This window comes from Cellulomonas cellasea, from assembly GCF_006538745.1.
Taxonomy (GTDB): domain Bacteria; phylum Actinomycetota; class Actinomycetes; order Actinomycetales; family Cellulomonadaceae; genus Cellulomonas_A; species Cellulomonas_A cellasea.
The window spans coordinates 175896-195403 of sequence record NZ_BJLR01000030.1 but is presented as its reverse complement, the minus strand read 5'-3'; the positions used below and the strand labels follow the sequence as shown (position 1 = coordinate 195403).

At 75.9% G+C, this 19508-nt stretch carries 14 protein-coding genes; 11 read left to right on the top strand and 3 right to left on the bottom strand.

Features of this window, described 5'->3' with window-relative positions:
- Positions 1 to 36 precede the first annotated feature (36 nt).
- Positions 37 to 1164 carry a molecular chaperone DnaJ gene (gene dnaJ, locus CCE01nite_RS16160; RefSeq protein ID WP_034628923.1) on the top strand — a complete coding sequence of 376 codons (1128 nt, stop codon included), beginning with the start codon at positions 37 to 39 and terminating at the stop codon, positions 1162 to 1164.
- A gap of 4 nt (positions 1165 to 1168) precedes the next feature.
- A complete protein-coding gene (locus CCE01nite_RS16155; protein WP_034628921.1) occupies positions 1169 to 1945 on the top strand; it encodes a 16S rRNA (uracil(1498)-N(3))-methyltransferase in 777 nt (258 codons plus the stop codon).
- Between the two features lie 87 nt (positions 1946 to 2032).
- Here CCE01nite_RS16155 and CCE01nite_RS16150 read toward each other — a convergent pair whose 3' ends face one another.
- The 3 genes from CCE01nite_RS16150 to CCE01nite_RS16140 form a co-directional block, all read right to left on the bottom strand.
- On the bottom strand, positions 2033 to 2524 hold the full coding sequence (locus CCE01nite_RS16150; RefSeq protein WP_034628920.1) for an anthrone oxygenase family protein: 492 nt from the start codon (positions 2522 to 2524) through the stop codon (positions 2033 to 2035).
- A gap of 3 nt (positions 2525 to 2527) precedes the next feature.
- Positions 2528 to 2815: a hypothetical protein gene (locus tag CCE01nite_RS21570; protein WP_174774705.1), complete on the bottom strand. Its 288-nt coding sequence runs from the start codon at positions 2813 to 2815 to the stop codon at positions 2528 to 2530.
- A 187-nt stretch (positions 2816 to 3002) separates the two neighbouring features.
- The gene (locus CCE01nite_RS16140) at positions 3003 to 3551 is read right to left on the bottom strand and encodes a Gmad2 immunoglobulin-like domain-containing protein (RefSeq protein ID WP_141372672.1); all 549 of its coding nucleotides are present in this window, start codon (positions 3549 to 3551) and stop codon (positions 3003 to 3005) included.
- Between the two features lie 300 nt (positions 3552 to 3851).
- Between CCE01nite_RS16140 and CCE01nite_RS16135 the strand changes: the two genes are divergently transcribed.
- The 9 genes from CCE01nite_RS16135 to CCE01nite_RS16095 all read left to right on the top strand — a co-directional run bounded on the left by CCE01nite_RS16135 (position 3852) and on the right by CCE01nite_RS16095 (position 19411).
- Positions 3852 to 4853, top strand: coding sequence for a PhoH family protein (locus CCE01nite_RS16135; protein WP_034634865.1), 1002 nt, complete (start codon positions 3852 to 3854; stop codon positions 4851 to 4853).
- The gene (ybeY, locus tag CCE01nite_RS16130; RefSeq protein ID WP_034634881.1) at positions 4850 to 5302 is read left to right on the top strand and encodes an rRNA maturation RNase YbeY; all 453 of its coding nucleotides are present in this window, start codon (positions 4850 to 4852) and stop codon (positions 5300 to 5302) included. Before CCE01nite_RS16135 ends, ybeY begins: the two co-directional genes overlap by 4 nt.
- Complete coding sequence (locus tag CCE01nite_RS16125; RefSeq protein ID WP_052104481.1) at positions 5299 to 6618, top strand: hemolysin family protein; 1320 nt, start codon at positions 5299 to 5301, stop codon at positions 6616 to 6618. Before ybeY ends, CCE01nite_RS16125 begins: the two co-directional genes overlap by 4 nt.
- Positions 6615 to 7532, top strand: a complete 918-nt coding sequence (gene era, locus CCE01nite_RS16120) for a GTPase Era (protein ID WP_034634862.1) — start codon at positions 6615 to 6617, stop codon at positions 7530 to 7532. The genes CCE01nite_RS16125 and era overlap by 4 nt, the downstream gene beginning before the upstream one ends.
- A gap of 65 nt (positions 7533 to 7597) precedes the next feature.
- On the top strand, positions 7598 to 9106 hold the full coding sequence (locus tag CCE01nite_RS16115) for an alpha/beta hydrolase family protein (RefSeq protein ID WP_034634859.1): 1509 nt from the start codon (positions 7598 to 7600) through the stop codon (positions 9104 to 9106).
- 102 nt (positions 9107 to 9208) lie between these two features.
- Positions 9209 to 10048, top strand: coding sequence for a PP2C family protein-serine/threonine phosphatase (locus CCE01nite_RS16110; RefSeq protein WP_307722747.1), 840 nt, complete (start codon positions 9209 to 9211; stop codon positions 10046 to 10048).
- The gene (locus CCE01nite_RS16105) at positions 10045 to 11676 is read left to right on the top strand and encodes an FHA domain-containing protein (protein WP_034634856.1); all 1632 of its coding nucleotides are present in this window, start codon (positions 10045 to 10047) and stop codon (positions 11674 to 11676) included. The genes CCE01nite_RS16110 and CCE01nite_RS16105 overlap by 4 nt, the downstream gene beginning before the upstream one ends.
- The gene (locus CCE01nite_RS16100) at positions 11673 to 13352 is read left to right on the top strand and encodes a serine/threonine-protein kinase (RefSeq protein ID WP_141372671.1); all 1680 of its coding nucleotides are present in this window, start codon (positions 11673 to 11675) and stop codon (positions 13350 to 13352) included. The genes CCE01nite_RS16105 and CCE01nite_RS16100 overlap by 4 nt, the downstream gene beginning before the upstream one ends.
- Positions 13349 to 19411 carry an Ig-like domain-containing protein gene (locus CCE01nite_RS16095; RefSeq protein ID WP_052104465.1) on the top strand — a complete coding sequence of 2021 codons (6063 nt, stop codon included), beginning with the start codon at positions 13349 to 13351 and terminating at the stop codon, positions 19409 to 19411. Before CCE01nite_RS16100 ends, CCE01nite_RS16095 begins: the two co-directional genes overlap by 4 nt.
- The last annotated feature ends 97 nt before the right edge of the window (positions 19412 to 19508 follow it).

The following is a 19508-nucleotide window of genomic DNA, read 5'->3' as shown; positions in this document are numbered from 1 at the left end:
CCCCACCAGCGTTCCCCCCAGCACAGAGAGAGTTCAGTGAGCGACTACTACGAGATCCTCGGCGTGCCGCGCGACGCGAGCCCGGAGCAGATCAAGAAGGCCTACCGGCGGCTCGCCCGCGAGCACCACCCGGACGTCGCCGGGACGGAGGGGGCCTCGGACGAGCGCTTCAAGGACGTCTCGCGCGCGTACGAGGTGCTGTCCAACCCCGAGAAGCGCCGCATGTACGACATGGGCGCGGACCCGGCGTCGCCCGGCGGCGGCATGGGCGGCGGGTTCGGGTTCCAGGACATCTTCGAGACGTTCTTCGGGGCCGCGGCCGGCGCGGGTGCCCAGCGCGGCCCGATCCCGCGGGCGCGCCGCGGCCAGGACGCGCTCGTGCGCCTCGACCTCGACCTCGCCGAGACGACCTTCGGCGTGCACCGCGACGTCCAGGTCGACACCGCGGTCGTGTGCCCGACGTGCTCGGGGACGTGCTGCCGGCCGGGCACCTCGCCGCGCACGTGCGAGGTCTGCGGCGGGCGGGGCAGCGTCCAGCGGGTCGCGCGCTCGTTCCTCGGGCAGGTCATGACGTCCCAGCCGTGCGCCGCGTGCCACGGCTTCGGCACCGTGATCCCCGAGCCGTGCACCGAGTGCTCGGGCGAGGGCCGGGTGCGCTCGCGCCGGACGCTGAGCGTCGACGTCCCGGCGGGCGTCGACACGGGCACCCGCATCAAGCTCACGGGCCAGGGCGAGGTCGGACCCGCGGGCGGCCCGGCCGGCGACGTGTACCTCGAGGTGCGCGAGCGCAAGCACGAGACGTTCATGCGCAGCGGCGACGACCTGCACTGCAACCTCCCCGTCCCGATGACGGCGGCCGCGCTCGGCACCGTGCTCGTGCTCGACACGCTCGACGGTCCGCGCGAGATCGACCTGCGCCCGGGCACGCAGCCGGGTCAGGTCGTGACGCTCAAGGGGCTCGGCGTCGGGCGCCTGCACGTCGGCGGCCGCGGCGACCTGCACGTGCACGTCGAGGTCCAGGTCCCGACGTCGCTCGACGACGAGCAGGCCGAGCTCGTGCGCCGGCTCGCGGTGCTGCGCGGCGAGGAGCGCCCCGAGGGCCGGCTCTCGGCCGCGAACGCCGGGGTCTTCGCGAAGCTGCGCGACAAGCTCGCGGGGCGCTGACCCGGTGAGCGCGCCGGTCTTCCTCGCGGAGCCCGGGAGCCTCGCGGACGCCCGGGCGGGCGCCCTGCACCTGCTCGACGGCGCCGAGGGGCGCCACGCGGGCGTGGTCCAGCGCCGGTCGCCGGGCGAGCGGGTCGACGTCGTCGACGGTCGCGGCGTGCGGCTCGAGTGCGTCGTCGAGGGCGCGCAACCCGACGGCGTGCAGCTGCGCGTCCAGGCGCGCGTCGAGGAGCCCGCGCCGGGCGTCGCGCTCGTGCTCGTGCAGGCCCTCGCGAAGGGCGACCGCGACGAGCTCGCGATCGAGGCGGCGACCGAGGTCGGCGTCGACGCCGTGGTGCCGTGGCAGGCCGAGCGGTCGGTCGTGGTGTGGCGGGGCGAGCGCGCGGCGAAGAGCCGCGCGCGCTGGCTGGGCACGGTGCGGGCGGCGGCGAAGCAGTCGCGGCGCGCGTGGGTCCCCGAGGTCGGGACGGCGCTCGACGACCGCGGTCTGGTCGCGCGCGTGCAGGAGACGGCCCGGCGCGGCGGTCTCACGCTCGTGCTGCACGAGGAGGCGAGCACGCCGCTCGCGTCGGTCGCGCTGCCGGCTCCGGGCGCGGCGGGGGAGCCCGTCGAGCTGGTGGTCGTCGTCGGACCCGAGGGCGGGATCTCGCAGCGCGAGGTCGACGCGCTCACGGAGGCCGGCGCGGTCACCGTGCGGCTCGGGCCGCACGTGCTGCGCACCTCGACCGCGGGCCCCGTCGCGCTCGCGCTGCTCGCGGAGCGACTCGGCCGCTGGTCCTGACCCGCCCGTCCCGACCCGTCGGGCGTGCCCTGCCGGACGCGGCCCGTCGGGCGTCCTCTGCCCGACGCGCCCAGCGGGCCGGCGGTGTCACGCCGCGCCGTGCAGCACCAGGGCCCAGACGAGGCAGCCGAAGGCGGCCGTCGACAGCACGGCGCGGACGACGTTCCAGCGGACCCAGCGCTGCTCGAACGCCCTCCGCACGCCGGCGACGTCGGCGTGCCGCTCGGGGTCGCCGGCGGCCTGGATCTGCCGGTTCAGCGGCAGGTGGACGCGGAACGTGATCGCGACCATCGCCCCGTAGAGCCCGAGCGCGGACAGCGTCCAGCCCAGCTCGGGCCCCCCGCCCTCCGCGAGGTGCAGCCCGGCGGCCAGCGCGGTCGCGAGCGGTGCGCCCAGGAAGCCGAGGGCCTGCCAGGGGTTGCTGATCGCCCGGTCGATCGCCTGGAATCCGGCCACGAACACCGTGTCGGTGCTCCGGCTCAGCCCGGGCATCACGGCGTGCGCGAAGGTCGAGAAGAGCCCCGCGACGAGGCCCGTGCAGAGGGTCGCCACCACGAGCGCGACGCCGTGCGCGTCCACGCCTCACGCCACCCGTCCCGCCGGCGCGGCGCCCCACGCGCCGGCTGCAGCGGCCGCGCGGGCGACGTCGCGTGGCTCACGTCCCAGGGCCCGCCGCACGCCGCCGGCCAGGCGGACGTCGCGCCCGTCGAGCCAGGTGCCGCGCGCGCGGCGGTCGAACGGCGGCGCACCTGCGCGGGTCCCCAGCCGCGTCGGTGCCCCGAGCGCCCCGAGCCGCCGAGCCACGCGGCGACCGGTCCTGCCGGTGCCGCCGGTCGCGGGTGTCGTCCGCTGCTGCGTCGGTGTGGTCATGCACCCAGCCAAGTCCTGCGCCCCGACGTGCGGAATGGCAGTCCCGCTCGCCTCCATGTCCGAGCGTCCACGACCGGCGTGCGGACGCCTGGCCCGCGGGTCGTCCGTGCTCCGCATCGTGCTCGACCCGCCCGGGACGATCGGCGTCCAGCACGGTGCCGCGGACCGTGCCCGCGGCGCCCGGTCGTCACGACACCGTGAACGTCACCGTGGCCTCGTTGCGGCGTCCCTCGGCCGCATCGCCCTCGCCCATGCCGGGCTCCCAGACGTGCAGCGTCCAGGTCCCGGCCGGCACGGTCGCGGAGAACGCGAACGGGCCGACCTCGCCGTTCGCGCCCCCGGTCGTGAAGTCCTGCGCGCCGACCGCGCCGGTGTCGACCGAGACGATCTCCCAGAGCAGGGTGCCCTCGAACGCGGTCCCGGTCCCGGTGACGTCGACCTGCGGCCCGGGGACGGTCGCGCCCGGCGTCGGGGCCGTGATCGCGACGGGTCCGTTGGTCGGGACGTCACCCGCGGAAGGGCTGCCCGAGGGCGTCGCCGTGGGCTCGGCCGACGCGGTCGGTGTCGTCGTCGCCGGTGTCGTCGCCGACGCCTCGGGGCTCGCGCTCGCCGTCGGCTCCTCGCCGCTCGTCCCCGCGCAGCCCGCGAGCAGGCCGACCGCGAGCGCGGCCGTCGTCACGCGCAGCAGCACCCCGGGGGTCGCCGCCCGCGCTCGTCGTGCGGCTCGCTCGTGCATCGCGTCCCCCTCGTCGTCCGGTGCGCCACCCGGCGCACGCCCCGAGTGTGCCCGGGGTCCGTCGGCGTCCGGCGCAGGACGCGCCACGCGCCGGGGATCCGGACGCCCGGGCGCGCCGGGGACCCCGGACGCGCGCGCCGCAGACCCGGACGCACGGGTGCGCCGAGCGCGGGCGAGCGGGGCGCGTCGCTCGGTAGACTCGACGAGTCCCCGGCAGCAGCGCCGGGGGTCCCGGGTCGCCCACGGCACCGGGAACCGTGAGGGTCCGCACCGAAGGAGCGCGAGGCGCGAGCCGAGCACATGACCGACAGCACATCCGCACGGCGCGGGGGCACAGGCGTGACCGCCCACCTCGAGCACAGGATCACGATCCCCCCGGAGATCTCGATGGCCGAGCTGCTCGGCCGGCGCGACGAGGTGCTGCGGGCGATCGAGGCCGGGTTCCGGGACGTCGACATCCACGCGCGCGGCAACGAGATCACCCTCGCCGGACCGACCGGGGACGTCGCGCTCGTCGCGCGGCTCGTCGACGAGCTCGTCGAGATGGCCGCGAGCGGCACGCCGCTGACGCCGGACGTCGTGACCCGCTCGGTCGCGATGCTGGCCGCGGACGCCGGCGCGCGCCCGGCCGACGTCCTGACGTTCAACATCCTGTCGAGCCGCGGCAAGACCATCCGGCCCAAGACGACGGGGCAGAAGGAGTACGTCGACGCGATCGACCGGCACACGGTCACGTTCGGGATCGGCCCCGCAGGCACCGGCAAGACGTACCTCGCGATGGCCAAGGCCGTGCAGGCGCTCCAGGCGCGCGAGGTCAACCGCATCGTGCTGACGCGCCCCGCGGTCGAGGCCGGCGAGCGGCTCGGGTTCCTGCCCGGCACGCTCAACGACAAGATCGACCCGTACCTGCGCCCGCTGTACGACGCGCTGCACGACATGGTCGACCCCGACTCGATCCCGCGGCTCATGGAAGCCGGGACGATCGAGGTCGCGCCGCTCGCCTACATGCGCGGGCGCACGCTCAACGACTCGTTCATCATCCTCGACGAGGCCCAGAACACCTCGACCGAGCAGATGAAGATGTTCCTGACCCGCCTCGGGTTCGGCTCGAGGGTCGTCGTGACCGGTGACGTCACGCAGGTCGACCTGCCGTCGGCGACGACGTCGGGCCTGCGGGTCGTCGAGTCGATCCTCAAGGACGTCGACGACGTCGCGTTCTGCCGGCTGTCGTCCTCCGACGTCGTCCGGCACCGACTCGTGAGCGACATCATCGACGCGTACGCGCGGTGGGACCGCACGTGAGCGTCGAGGTCAACAACGAGTCGGGCGCCGAGGTCGACGAGGCCGAGTTCGCGGCGCTCGCGCGCTACGTGCTCGACGCGATGCACGTGCACCCGCAGACCGAGCTGTCGATCCTGCTGGTCGGCACGCAGGTGATGACCGACCTGCACGTGCGCTACATGGACGAGCCCGGCCCGACCGACGTCCTGTCGTTCCCGATGGACGAGCTGCGCCCCGGGCGGGAGGGCGAGCCGACGCCGCCCGGCCTGCTGGGCGACGTGGTGCTGTGCCCCGAGGTCGCCGCGCAGCAGGCGCGCGTCGCCGGGCACTCGACCGCGGAGGAGCTCCTGCTCCTCACGACGCACGGGATCCTGCACCTGCTCGGGTACGACCACGCGGAACCGGAGGAGGAGAAGGAGATGTTCGCGCTCCAGCGCCAGCTCCTGCTCACGTTCCTGGCCGGGCGATGACCGACATCCCCGTCGCGCTGCTCGTCGTGCTCGCGGTCGTGGGGATCGCGCTCGCGGCGGCCCTCAGTGCGGGCGAGGTCGCGGTGGTGCGCGTGACGCGCGCCGCGGTGACCGAGCTGTTCGCGGAGCGGCGCCCGGGGGCCGCACGGGTGCACCGGCTCACCGAGCACCCCGGCGAGGTCGCCTCGTCGGCCGCGTTCGTGCGCCTGCTCGCGGAGATGACGGCGACCGTGTGCCTCACGCTCGTGGTCGCGAGCCGCCCGCTCGCGTGGTGGGTCGTGCTGCTCGTCGCCGGTGCGCTGTGCGCGGTCGTCGCGTACTTGCTCGTGCGCGTCAGCCCGCGCACGTTCGGCCGCCAGCACCCGGTCACGGTGCTCGTCGGGCTCGCGCCGCTGCTCGCGGCGACGCACGCGCTCGTCGGCTGGGTCGCCCGCGCGTCGCCCGGTGCGGGCCGGACCGCCGAGCTCGACGAGGACGAGCTGCGCGAGATGGTGCAGCGCGTGAGCGAGTCCGAGGGCATCGAGGAGGACGAGCGGGACATGTTCCGCTCGGTGCTCGAGCTCGGCGACACGCTCACGCGCGAGGTCATGGTCCCGCGCACCGACATGGTCACGACCGAGGCGGCGACCCCGCTGCGCAAGGTCCTCTCGCTCCTGCTGCGCTCGGGCTACTCGCGCGTGCCCGTGGTGGGGGAGTCGGTCGACGACGTGCGCGGCGTGCTGTACCTCAAGGACCTCGTGCGCCGGCAGCACGACGACCCGAACGCCGCCGACGCGCCCGCGGCGTCGATCGCCCGCCCCGCCGTGTTCGTCCCCGAGTCCAAGCCCGCCGACGACCTGCTCCGCGAGATGCAGGCCGGGTCGTCGCACATGGCGATCGTGGTCGACGAGTACGGCGGCGTCGCGGGGCTCGTGACGATCGAGGACGCGCTCGAGGAGATCGTCGGCGAGCTCACCGACGAGCACGACCCGAGCGGACCCGTCGTCGAGGACCTGGGCGACGGCACGTTCCGCGTCCCGGCCCGGCTCGGCAAGGACGAGCTCGGCGAGCTGTTCGAGCTCGCGGTCGAGGACGACGACGTCGACTCCGCCGGCGGCCTGCTCGCGAAGGCGCTCGGCAAGGTCCCGCTGCCCGGCTCGGTCGGCGACATCCACGGCCTGCACCTGGTCGCCGAGCGCACGCAGGGCCGGCGCAAGCAGGTCGCGACGCTGCTCGTGAGCCGCAGCGCCGCCGGCGCCGAGGACGCGCCCGACGACACCCCCGAGGACGTCGTCGTCGACGCGTCCACCGATGCGACACCTGGAGCCACCCGATGACCTTCCGATCCGGATTCGCCTGCCTCGTGGGCCGGCCCAACGCGGGGAAGTCGACGCTCACGAACGCGCTCGTCGGCCAGAAGGTCGCGATCACGTCGGGCCGCCCGCAGACGACGCGCCACACGATCCGCGGGATCGTGCACCGCCCCGACGCCCAGCTCGTGCTCGTCGACACCCCGGGCCTGCACCGCCCGCGCACGCTGCTCGGCGAGCGGCTCAACGCCCTCGTCAAGGACACGCTGACCGAGGTCGACGTCGTGGGCTTCTGCCTGCCGTCCGACCAGAAGGTCGGCCCCGGGGACCGGTTCATCGCCGAGCAGCTCAGCGAGCTCGGGCGCGACGGCCGCGGGACGCCCGTGGTCGCGATCGCCACGAAGGCGGACCTCGTCGGCAAGGCGCGCCTCGCGGAGCACCTGCTCGCCGTCTCGGCGCTCGGCGAGTGGGCCGACATCATCCCGGTCTCGGCCGAGTCGGGGTACCAGGTCGCGGAGCTCGAGAAGGTGCTCATCGGGCACCTCGACGAGGGGCCGGCGCTGTACCCCGAGGGCGAGCTGACCGACGAGCCCGAGAACGTCATGGTCGCCGAGCTCGTGCGCGAGGCGGCGCTCGAGGGCGTGCGCGACGAGCTCCCGCACTCGCTCGCCGTCGTCGTCGACGAGATCGTCCCGCGCCCGCAGGCCGACGGCGCCCAGGGGCCCGCGATGCTCGACGTGCGCGTGCACCTGTTCGTCGAGCGCGACAGCCAGAAGGCCATCATCATCGGCCGCGCCGGCTCGCGGCTGCGCGAGGTCGGCACGGAGGCACGCCGGGGGATCGAGGCGCTGCTCGGCACGCGCGTGTTCCTCGACCTGCACGTCAAGGTCGCCAAGGACTGGCAGCGCGACCCCAAGCAGCTCGGGCGGATGGGCTTCTGACGACGACCGCCCTGCGCCCCGGGGTGGCTCCCGGTGCGGGTGAGGGGGTGCGCGATAATCGCCGGATGCCGAACCGGGTCGCCGCGGGGACGGTCGTCGGCATCATCGTGCTCGCCGTCCTCGGCGCCGTGATGGGCCCGCAGTGGGACCCCGTGCCGCTCACCGACCCGCTCGAGGTGCAGAGCCCGTCGACCGCGATCGGCGGCGCGCCCGAGCCCGTCGCGTACGAGGTCCGCACCACGGTCGTCAGCGTCCAGCTCGACGGCGCGGTCGTGCAGGCCCAGATCAGCGAGCCGGTCGGCGCGCCCGGCGACCGCGCCGGGGTCGTGTTCGTGCACGGGGCCGGCACGGGGAAGTTCTCGACCGCGTTCGAGGAGCAGGCGTACGCGCTCGCGGCCTCGGGCGTCGTCACGATGGTCCCCGACAAGCGGCTCGACACGTACACGGCCCGGCACCGGGACTACGTCGCGATGGCGGCGGACTACGCGCGCTCGGTCGAGGTGCTGCGCGGCTGGGCCGACGTCGACCCGGCCCGCGTCGGGCTGTACGGCGAGAGCGAGGGAGCCTGGATCGCGCCGGTCATGGCCGCGCAGGACCCGTCCCTCGCGTTCGTCGCGCTCGTCTCGGCGCCCGTCGTGCCCCCGCGCCAGCAGGCCGCGTTCGCGACCGACTCCTACCTGCGCAAGACCGGCGTCCCGACCGGGGTGTTCCGCGCGATCCCGCGCGCGGTCGGCATGTCGCTGCCCGGCGGTGGCTTCGAGTACGCCGACTTCGACGTCGCGCCGTACCAGCGCCAGATGCGCCAGCCGGTGCTGGTCGTCTACGGCACGGGCGACGCGTCGATGCCGCTCGTGCAGGGCGCCGAGCAGATCATCCGGGACACCGCTATCGCGGGCAGTGCCGACTACACCGTCCGGTACTACGAGGGCGCGAGCCACGGCATCCGCGTGGGCGGCGTGGTCGTCGAGGACTTCCTGCGCGACCTCACGGGCTGGGTCCGCGGGCTCCCCGACACGTCGCGCGCGAGCCCGCGCATCGCCGGCGCGCAGCCCGTGCAGGGCTACTGGGCAGCGCCCGTGCCGACGCCCCGGTGGCTCGGCGACGGCGACCTGGTGCTCGCGACCGTCGGCGGCGGCGTCGCGCTGCTCGCGGTGGGCCCCTTCGCGCACCTCGGCACCGTGCTCACCCGGGCCGTGCGCCGCCGCCGCGGCGGGGCCGACGAGCCCGACGGCCTCGCACCGGGGGTCCGGGGGAGGGCCGACGCGCTGCGGCTGCTCGTGGTCGCGACCGTCGCGTCGCTCGTCTGGTACCTCGTGGCCGTCGCGCGGCTCGCGCTCGGCTACGAGCGCAACGCGTGGGTCGTCCAGGGCGGCTGGATCGGGGTGCGCGTGCTCGGCATCGCCGCGGTCGTCGCGGGGGTCGCGCTGCTGGACCGGGCGCGCCGGGTGCGCGAGGCGGGGGACCGGGTCACGACCGGCCGGGTCGCGGCCGTCGAGCTGTGGACGTCGGTCGTCGGAGCGGCCGTGGTCCTCGTCGTGCTGGCGTACTGGGGCGTGTACCAGCTGGGCATCTGAGACGCCCGGGGATCTTTACACTTGTCTTGCTCATGTAGGGCACGATGTGGCCGATAACCAAGCATGTGGGTGCGGCTGCAGCGCGCCCGAGGAGCAGCGGGGGTGAGAGTGCGCACGTCGTGGGGTTCGGCGACCGACCGCGGTCTCGTGCGGTCCGTCAACGAGGACGCCCTGCTCGCGTACCCCCCGGTGTTCCTGGTCGCGGACGGCATGGGCGGCCACGACGCCGGTGACGTCGCCAGCAGGCTCGCGGTCGAGGAGTTCGCGCACCTCGCGGGGCGCACCGTCGCCTCCGCGGACGACGTGCACGCGTGCTTCACCCGCACGGCCGAGCGCATCCGGGACACGTTCGAGGGACGTGCGGGCGGGACGACCGTCGCGGGCGTCGCCGTCGCGGAGCACGACGACGGCTCCTACTGGCTCGTGTTCAACGTGGGCGACTCGCGCGTGTACCGCGTGAGCGAGGGCGTCCTCGAGCAGATCAGCGTGGACCACTCGGTGGTCCAGGAGATGCTCGACTCGGGTGAGCTGAGCTCCTCGCAGGCCGGCACGCACCCCGAGCGGCACGTGCTGACGCGGGCGCTCGGCACGGGCCCGAGCCCCGAGCCCGACTACTGGCTGATCCCCGCGGGGCCGCACGACCGGGTCCTCGTGTGCTCGGACGGCCTGACCCGTGAGCTCGACGACGACGCGATCTCGGCGATCCTCGCCGAGCACAGCGACCCGCAGCAGGCCGCGCAGCAGCTCGTGCAGCGCGCGGTCGAGGCCGGCGGCCACGACAACGTCAGTGCCGTCGTGGTCGACGTGGCGACCGCCGTGGGCGACGAGGACGTGCACGTGACCGTGCCCCGTGCGGGCGCGGAGCTCGCGCCGAGCGCGTGGGACGAGATGCTCGACGGTGCGACCGTGCCGCGAACCAGGACGACGGAGGTCCAGCCGTGATCGTGCCCGAGTACACCCCTGGAGACTGGCACGCGGTCGTCGCAGGCGGGGTCGTGGCGCTGCTCGCGCCGACCACGCCGCCCTCCGTGGTGCGGGCCGTGTGGGACGCCGTGCCCGCCGACGGCGGCCTCGCGGACCAGCTCGAGGTGCTGCTGACCGGCGGCATCGCCCGGCTGCAGCCGTTCGCCCTGGTCGACCTCACCGGCGGCCGCGTGCACGCCGCGCTGCGCGGCCCGGTCGAGGTCGAGGTGAGCGGGCTCGACGGGTCGTCCGTGCTGGCCGCGGGTGAGGTCACGACCTGGTCGGAGCGCGTCGCCGAGGGCGCGGACGTCGTCACCGTGCGCGTCGCCGGCACCGGGGCCTGGAGCGCCGAGGCGGCTCTCCCGGTCGTGAGCGGTGTCGTGCGGGCCTCCGCGGTGCAGGTCCCGCTCGCCGTGCGCGACGGTGCCGGTGCCACCGAGACCCCCTCGTCCGAGGCGGACGAGGCGGCGGGCGCGCCCGCCGCTGACGTGAGCGCCCACGACGCCGGCGCGGCCGCCGGTGCCCTGACCGTGGACGGCCCCGCCGTCGGGTCGACGGCGGACGGGTCGACGCTCGTCGAGCCGGTCGCCTCCGCGACCGTCGGCGTCGAGGACTCCCCGTCCGCCGTCGAGGTCGCGCCCCCGGGTGCGGTCGACCTCGTGAAGCCCGTCGCCGCGACGCCGTCCGACGAGCCCGCCCCGGACGTCGACCCGGAGCCCGCGACCCGGTCCGGCGAGCTCCCGCTCGCGAGCGGCCGCACCGGGCCCCAGCCCGTGGTCGCCCCGGCCGCCGCCGTGCCCACCGCGTCCGCAGCTCCGGCCGTGCCCGTGGCCCCCGTGCTGCCCCTGCACATCGCCGACCTCCCCCTGCCCGCGTTCCAGGCCGCCGAGACGGCCGCGCCGGCGCGCGAGCAGGCCGACCCGGAGGCGCCCCGCGACCCGCAGGCCGACCTCGGCCGCACGTGGTCGACGCCGACGCCGGTCCTGCCCGTCACCGAGCGGCCCACGGACCACGCCGTCGTGACCCCGGCCCTGGTGCCGGACGACGACCTCGACGACGACGACACCTATGGCGCGGACGTGGTGGCCGCCGCGGAGGCGGTCCTCCAGGGCGAGGCCGCCGCGCAGACGGACCCCGACTTCGGCGACGACCACGACGGCCTGACGATCCTGTCGAGCGACCTCGTGGCGATCCGCGACCAGCTGCCCTCGTGGGCCGGGGACGAGGTCCCCGGACCGTTCCGCGTCGTCGCGCCCGAGGTCGACCCGACCGCGAAGCTCGTGCTCTCGACCGGCCTCGTCGTCGCGCTCGACCGCTCGGTGCTGCTCGGCCGCGCCCCGCAGGTCTCCCGCGTCACGAACCGCGAGCTCCCGCGCCTCGTGACCGTCCCGAGCCCGCAGCAGGACATCTCGCGCACGCACGCCGAGGTCCGTGCCGAGGGCGACGACGTGCTCGTGACCGACCTGAACTCGACCAACGGCATCCTGGTGTCCCGGCCGGGCGAGCGTGCCCGGCGGCTGCACCCCGGCGAGGCGACCGTCGTCGCTGCCGGCGAGGTCGTCGACCTCGGGGACGGCGTGACGTTCACCGTGGAGCGGGGTGCGTGACTGCACGCCGCGTCGCCTCTGCCCCCCCGAGGATCGCCGGGCACCGGTTCGTCCGGGTGCTCGGCCTCGGTGGGTTCGCTGACGTCTTCCTCTACGAGCAGGACATGCCGCGGCGCTCGGTCGCGGTCAAGGTGCTGCTCGCGGGCTCGCTCGACGACGACCTGCGCGTGCGGTTCCAGACCGAGGCCAACCTCATGGCCCAGCTCTCGCACCACCCGTCGATCGTCACGATCTTCCACGCCGACATCGCCGTCGACGGCCGCCCGTACCTCGTCATGGAGTACTGCTCGGGTCCGGCGCTCGCGGAGCGCTACCGCGTCGAGCGGATCTCCGTGGCGGAGGCGCTGCGCATCGGCGTGCGCCTCGGGTCGGCGGTCGAGACGGCGCACCGCGCCGGGATCCTGCACCGCGACATCAAGCCCGCGAACGTCCTGACGACCGACTTCGGCTGGCCGGCGCTGACCGACTTCGGCATCGCGGCGACGACCGGGGCCGGCGCGGGCGTCGCGATCGGCATGTCGATCCCGTGGTCCCCGCCCGAGCTGCTCGCCGAGCGCCCGACCGGCGACGCGCGCTCCGACGTGTACTCGCTCGCGGCGACCGTCTACTCGCTGCTCGCGGGCCGCACGCCGTTCGAGGTCCCGGGCGGCGCGAACGGCGCCGCGGACCTCGTGGCCCGCATCGAGCGCGCGCCCGTGCCGCCGACGGGCCGCCAGGACGTCCCGGCGAGCCTCGACGCGGTGCTCGCCCGCGCGATGAGCCGCTCGCCTGCGGGCCGGCACCCGAGCGCCGTCGCGTTGGCGCGCTCGCTGCAGCAGGTCGAGGCCGAGCTCGGCTTCGCGGTGACCCCGCTGGACCTGACCGACGAGGCCCGCGTGCCTGCCGCCGGGACCGGCCGCGACGTCGGGGGAGCGGGCGAGGACGAGGACGGCGACGACCGCACGCGCCTGCGTCCCGTCGTCAGCATCGACCCGTCGGGCCCGCGGCCGGCCCCCACCACCCGCCGGTCGTTGCGGGCGGGCGAGGACGACGGCACGCGCCTGCGCCCCGTCACGAGCGTCTCGCCCGACCCGGCACCCGCCGGGACGGTCGCGCACCGGCTGCGCGCCGCCGCCGGACCGCAGCCGTCGTCCCCGGCGGCGCCCGCCGCGACGAGCGCCCCGGCGGCGGGTCGCCGCGTGCGGGCCGACGAGCTCGGCACGGAGACGGCCGCGCGCGAGATCCTCATCCCGCAGCCGGACCCCGAGCCCGCGGGGCGCGGTCGCCTCGTCGCCGGCCTGGTCTCGGGCGGCGTCGTGGTCGCCGCGCTCGTCGTGGTCGTCGCGCTCACGCTCGGCGACCCGGGCTCGCGGACCGTCACGCAGGACCCGACCGGCTTCGCGCCGCCCGCGAGCGGCGTGGCGGCGGCGGTCCCCGCACCCGCGGACCTCACGGGCGTGCGCCAGCCCGACGGCGCGGTGGTGTTCACGTGGACCAACCCCGAGCCCGCCGACGGCGACCTCTACCTGTGGGGCGTGCGCGCCGCGACCGGTGAGGCCGAGCTCGAGCTCGTCGACGAGCCCACCGTCACGGTGCCCGCCGCCGCGGCGACCGGGAGCCCCGTGTGCGTCGAGGTGTCGATCGTGCGCGCCGACCGCGGGGCGTCCGCGCGTGCCGCCGAGGGGTGCGCGCCGTGAGGCTCGCGTCCGTGCGCCGGCGCACCGTCTCCGCCGCGGCCGTCGTGACCGTGCCGGTCGTGCTCGCGGTCCTCGCGCTGGTCAACCCCGGGTTCCCGCTCGCGCGCGTCGACCTCAACGACGGCGGCGTGTGGCTGACCGCGACGAGCCAGGCAAAGCTCGGGCGCTTCAACACGCAGGTCGAGGAGCTCAACTCGGGCCTCGTGACGACCGCCGCCCGCTTCGACGTGCTGCAGGACGCGGGCGACGTGCTGCTCCTCGAGCCCGGCAGCGTCTCGGTCGTCGACCCCGCGAGCGTGACGCTCGTCGCGCAGGTGCCCGTCCCGGGCGAGGCGTCCGCGTCGATGGGCGGCGGCACGGTCGCGGTGCTCGACGCCGGCGGGAACGCGTGGGTGCGCCCGTTCGCGAGCCTCGACGCGCTGCGCGTCTCGTCCGACCCGCCCGACCTCGAGCTCGGCGACGACGGCCGGGTCGTCGTCACGCGGGACGGCCTCGCGCTCGGCGTCGACGGCACGACCGGGGACGTCACGCGCGTTCGGCTCGAAGCAGGCACACCCGTCGCCGAGCCGGTCGGGAGCCTCGGGGCGGGCGTCGAGCACCTGACCGCGGTCGGCGACGAGCCCGTCGGGCTCACCGGCTCGACGCTCGTGACCCTGCGCGGCGAGGTCGAGCTCGACGGCGACGGGCTCGTGCTGCAGCAGCCCGGGCCCGCGGCCGACGACGTGCTCGTCGCGAGCCGGACCGCCCTGCTCGAGGTCCCGCTCGGCGGCGGCGACCCGGTCGAGCGCGTCACCGGCGGCTCCGGGCGGCCCGCCGCTCCCGTGCGCGTCCGGGACTGCGCGCACGCCGCGTGGGCGTCGGCGACCGGGAGCTACCTGCGCCAGTGCGCGGGCGGCTCCGGGCCCGTCGTCGAGGACCTCGAGGACATGTCGTCCCAGGACGAGCTCACGTTCCGGGTCAACCGGGGCGTCGTCGTGCTCAACGACACGCTGCGCGGCCGCGTGTGGATGCCGCTCGAGGACACCGCGCTGCGCGAGCCCAACTGGGAGGACATCGTCCCCGAGGAGGAGCTCGAGGAGGAGCAGGAGGACGCCGAGGGCACCGAGACGACGCAGGACCTCGTCGCGGAGTGCGGCACCCAGTCCGCCCCGCCGACCGCGCAGGACGACGGGTTCGGCGTCCGCCCCGGCCGCGCGACGATCCTGCCGGTCATCGACAACGACTCGTCGTCGGACTGCGGCATCCTCGCGGTCAGCGAGTTCGACCCGGTGCCCCAGGAGTTCGGGCGGCTCGAGGCGATCTACGGCGGGCGCTCGCTCCAGCTCACGGTCGCCCCCGACGCCACGGGCAGCGCGACGTTCACCTACACGATCACCGACGGCCGCGGGACGAGCGCGCCCTCGACCGCGAGCGTGACCCTCACCGTGCGCGAGGACGGCGTCAACGAGGCGCCGGTGCAGGTCCGCACGGGGTCGATGCGCGTCGAGCAGGGCGCCCAGGCCACCTACAACGCGCTCGCCGACTTCGCCGACCCCGACGGGGACGACCTCGTGCTCGTGGGCGCGGTCTCCGACGGTGGGGGCGTGAGCTTCCGGCAGGACGGCTCCGTGACGTTCCGCGCCGAGGGTGGGACCCTCGGGCGCAACCAGGTGCGCCTCACGGTCACCGACGGCGTCGAGACGGCCGAGGGCGTGCTCGAGGTCGACGTGCGCGCCGCGGGCTCGCTCGCGCCGCAGGTCGACCCGGTGCACGTCGTGACGTACGTCGACCTGCCCGCGCTCGTCCAGCCGCTCGCCGCGGTGCGCAGCTCCTCGGCCGAGCCCGTGCGCCTCGCGGGCGTCGAGGAGGTCGCCGGCCTGACCCTCACGACCGACCTCGCGGCCGGGACGTTCACGGTGAGCGCCGCGCGCCCCGGGACGTACTACGTGCCGTTCGTCGTGGCCGCGCCGCCGCAGCAGGCGACCGGGCTCGCGCGCGTCGACGTGCGCGAGTGGCCGTCCGAGGTCCAGCCGCCCGTCGCCGTGCGCGACCGCGCGTACCTGCCCGCGGGCGGCGAGGTCACGGTCGACCCGCTCGCGAACGACACCGACCCGGCGGGCGGCGTCCTCGTCGTCCAGTCGGTCGAGGCCCCCGCGGACTCCGGGCTCCGGGTCGCGGTGATCGGTCACCAGCTCGTGCAGGTCTCCGCGACGCGCACGCTCGAGGCGCCGGTGTCCGTCCGGTACGTCGTGTCGAACGGGACGGCGTCCGCGACGAGCGAGATCGCGGTGCACCCCGTCCCGCCGTCCGCGACGAACCAGCCGCCCGTGGTCGAGAACGTCGAGGTCTCGGTGCGCACGGGCGGCGTCGTGACCGTCCCGGTGCTCGAGGACGCCTACGACCCCGACGGCGACCGGCTCACGCTCGTGCCCGAGCTCGCCGAGCCGCTCGGCGACGGCCAGGGCCTGCTCTTCGTGTCCGGCGACGTGCTGCGCTACCAGGCGCCCGAGTCCCCGCTCACCGCGCGCGCGACGTTCGCGGTGCGGGACGCGCTCGGCAACACGACCGCGGCGACGCTCACGGTGCGCGTGCACGAGTCCGACGCGACCACGAAGTCCCCGCCGCGCCCGCGCGACCTGACGGCCCGGGTCTTCGAGAGCGAGACGATCCGGATCCCCGTGCCGCTCGTCGGGATCGACGACGACGGCGACGGCGTGACGCTCCTCGGGGCGGCCGTCGCCCCCACCAAGGGACGCATCGTCGAGGTCGGGGCGGACTGGCTCGAGTACGAGGCGCTGCCGGGCGAGCTCGGCACGGACACGTTCACGTACGCGGTCGAGGACTGGGTCGGCCAGCGCGCGGTCGCGACGATCCGGGTGGGGATCAGCCCGCGGCCCACGACGACCGTGCCCGTGGTCGCGCGCGACGACGCGGTTCAGGTCCGGCCCGGCGAGCGCGTCGAGGTGCGGGTGCTCGCGAACGACGTCGACCCCAACGGCGGCGAGCTGAGCCTCGTGACGGACCTCGAGACGGCTGAGGGCGTCGACGCGCGCGTCGAGGGCCGCCGCATCCTGGTCCAGGCGCCCGACGAGCCCGCGGTGCTGCAGATCGTGTACACCGCGACGAACATCCGCGGCGGCCGGGCGTCCGCCGTGCTGACGGTGACGGTCGCGGACGACGCCGCCGTGCTCGCGCCCATCGCGCAGGACGTCGTCGTCCCCCCGATCGACACGATCGGCCGCGAGAGCGTCGAGGTGGACGTGCTCGAGGTCGCGCAGAACCCGAGCGGCCCGCTCAGCGACCTGCGGGTCTCCGTGCCGGCCTCGGCGGCCGAGGTCGCGACCGTGACGCCGCAGGGGAACGTCGTCGTGACGCTCGTCGACCACGCGCAGACCGTGCCGTACCTCCTGACCAACGTCTCCCCGCAGGCGGACCGGGTCTCGTCCTACGCGTTCATCACGGTGCCCGCGCTCGGCTTCTTCCCGCCGACGCCCCGGCCCAAGGCGCCCGAGCTGCGCGTCGCCTCGGGCGAGCCGCTCGAGATCCCGCTCGACGAGCAGGTCCAGGTCGCGCCCGGCCGCACCGCGAGCATCGCCGACCCCGCGGCCGTCACCGCGACCAAGTCGGACGGCACCGCGCTCGTCAAGGACGCCACGACGCTGCGCTTCCAGTCGGCCGCGGGCTACGCCGGGCCCGCGTCGATCACCGTCCCGGTCACCGACCGGACGAGCGCGGGGGACCCCGACGGCCGGACGTCGGTCATCACCCTCGCCATCACGGTCTACGCGCTCGACGACCACCCGCCGACCTTCGAGCCGACGGCGCTCGACATGGGTCCGGGCGAGGCCCCGATCGCGGTCGACCTGCGGGCCCTCACGCGCGGGCCCGAGGGCGAGACCACCACGACGACGCCGTACACCTACCAGCTCACGTCCGCCGTCCCGGCGGGCTTCACCGCGACGCTCGAGGGCAGCACGCTGCGGGTCTCCGCGGCCCGCACGACGCCCAAGGGCACGCTCGGCTCGCTCGCGGTCAAGATCGGCTACGGGCGCGCGGGGTCGATGGACGTGCAGGTCGACCTGCGCGTGACCGCGAGCACCCGGCAGCTCGCGCGCGTCGTCGACCGCACGATCACTGACGGCGTGCAGGGCCGCGACACGGTCGTGAACGTGCTCGAGAACGCACTCAACCCGTTCCCCGACGGCGTGCTCACGGTCGTCGGCGCCGTCGTCGAGACGCCGGGCGCGGGCACCGCGAGCCCGACGTCGAGCACCGTCTCGGTCCGCCCGAACGCCGACTTCGTGGGGGCGATGGTCACCCGCTTCCGCGTGCGCGACGCCACGGGGGACCCCGACCGCGAGGTCGAGGGCCGCATCACCGTCCTCGTGCGCGGCAAGCCGGACGCCCCGCGCGCACCGCGCGTGGTCGAGGTCCGCGACCGGACGGTCGTGCTCGCGTGGGACGCCCCCGCCGACCGCGGCGCGCCGATCACCGGGTATCGCGTCGTCGCCAACCCGGGCGGCGCCGTCCGGGCGTGCGCGAGCACCACCTGCACGATCGACAACCTCACCAACGACACCGAGTACACGTTCACGGTCGCGGCGCAGAACGCCGTGGACTGGTCCGACCCGAGCCCGGCGTCCGCGCCCGCGCGGCCCGACGCCGTGCCGGACCCGCCCGGCGCGCCCGTCGAGGTCTCGACGGGGGACCGCGAGCTCACGGTGCGCTGGGAAGCGCCGCGCAGCACCGGCTCGCCGATCACGAGCTACACGGTCGAGATCACGCCGGCGCCCTCGAACGGGCCCGCGTCGGTCACGACGTCGACGCTGTCGCAGCGCTTCACGGGGCTCGACAACGGCAAGGCGTACACGGTCCGGGTGCGGGCACAGAACCGGGCGCCCGAGCCGAGCGGGTGGAGCCCGTCGTCGGTGACGATCGTGCCGGCCAAGGCCCCGGAGCCGCCCGCGGTTACCGCCACGTCGGGGGAGACCGGCTGGTCGAGCGAGCCCGAGATCGTCGCCACGTGGACGCCGCCGGCGAACAACGGCGACCCGGTGCGCGGCTACGAGGTCACGGTCGACGGCGGGGCGCCGGTCGCGGTGGGCGGCGAGCTCAGCTTCCGTATCCCCGGGGCCGAGCGCGGCCGCACCTACACGATCGGCGTGCGCGCGCTGAACAAGGCGGGCGCGTCCGCGTGGGGGACCGTGACGGCGGAGGTCTGGAGCGGGCCGCAGCCGCCCGGCTCGCCCGTGGCGACGGCCGTCGACGGCGGCTCGTGGGGGCAGGCCGCGGTCGAGCTGCGGTGGCAGCCGCCGTCGAGCGCCGGCGGTCGCGGCTTCGTCGTCACCGACTACGAGATCACCGGCGGCCCGTCGACGATCTCCGTGGGTGGCGGCACGACGAGCCACCCCGTGACGGGCCTCCCGGGCGGGTCGAGCTACTCCTTCGTGATCCGGGCGCGCAACTCGCGCGGCATCTGGAGCGAGCCGGTCCCGTTCGCGCCGGTCACCGTCCGGACCGTCCCGCAGGCGCCGAACCTCACGGTCACGACCGGGGGCGTCGACCAGGTCACGGTCGGCGCCTCGGACGCGGCCGACGGCGGGACCGGGATCACGGCACGCCGGTACCGCGTCAACGGCGGCGACTGGGTCTCCGGCTCGCCGCCCGGCACGATCGACCAGGAGGGCGACGTCACGGTGCGCTACCAGGTCGCCAACGCGGTGGGCTGGAGCGCCGAGACCGTCGCCGGCGCGCGTGCGGGGGAGCCCAGCGCACCCGGCGCGCCGCCGATCGACTCCGCGACGAGCCCGTCCGCCGAGAAGCTCGCGTTCCGCTGGAGCGCGGCCGAGGCCAACGGCCGGGACGTCACGCAGTACGAGTGGGAGGTCCTCCGCGGTGCCGCTCGCATCGACCGCAACGGCAACGCGGCCCTGCCCACCGAGCCCGTCGTCGTCGACGTGCCCGGCGGCGGGGACGTCCTCGTCCGCGTCCGCGCCCGCAACGCCGTCGGCTGGGGCCCGTGGTCCGAGCGGCCCGCCACCGTGACCGGGCCCGCGCCCGCTGCGGGGGCCGGCGGATGACCCCCGACGCCCGGTACGGGCCTGCCGAGCCGGCCCAGCCCGCCCAGCCCGCCGCAGGTGCCGGGGCGTCCGCGCCCCTCGGCACGACGACCCGCCC

What these genes read in the sequence shown, in the direction of transcription:
- CCE01nite_RS21570 (WP_174774705.1), bottom strand. Translation starts at nt 2,815, where the DNA reads ATGACCACACCGACGCAGCAGCGGACGACACCCGCGACCGGCGGCACC.
- CCE01nite_RS16140 (WP_141372672.1), bottom strand. Translation starts at nt 3,551, where the DNA reads ATGCACGAGCGAGCCGCACGACGAGCGCGGGCGGCGACCCCCGGGGTG.
- CCE01nite_RS16135 (WP_034634865.1), top strand. Translation starts at nt 3,852, where the DNA reads ATGACCGACAGCACATCCGCACGGCGCGGGGGCACAGGCGTGACCGCC.
- CCE01nite_RS16125 (WP_052104481.1), top strand. Translation starts at nt 5,299, where the DNA reads ATGACCGACATCCCCGTCGCGCTGCTCGTCGTGCTCGCGGTCGTGGGG.
- era (WP_034634862.1), top strand. Translation starts at nt 6,615, where the DNA reads ATGACCTTCCGATCCGGATTCGCCTGCCTCGTGGGCCGGCCCAACGCG.
- CCE01nite_RS16115 (WP_034634859.1), top strand. Translation starts at nt 7,598, where the DNA reads ATGCCGAACCGGGTCGCCGCGGGGACGGTCGTCGGCATCATCGTGCTC.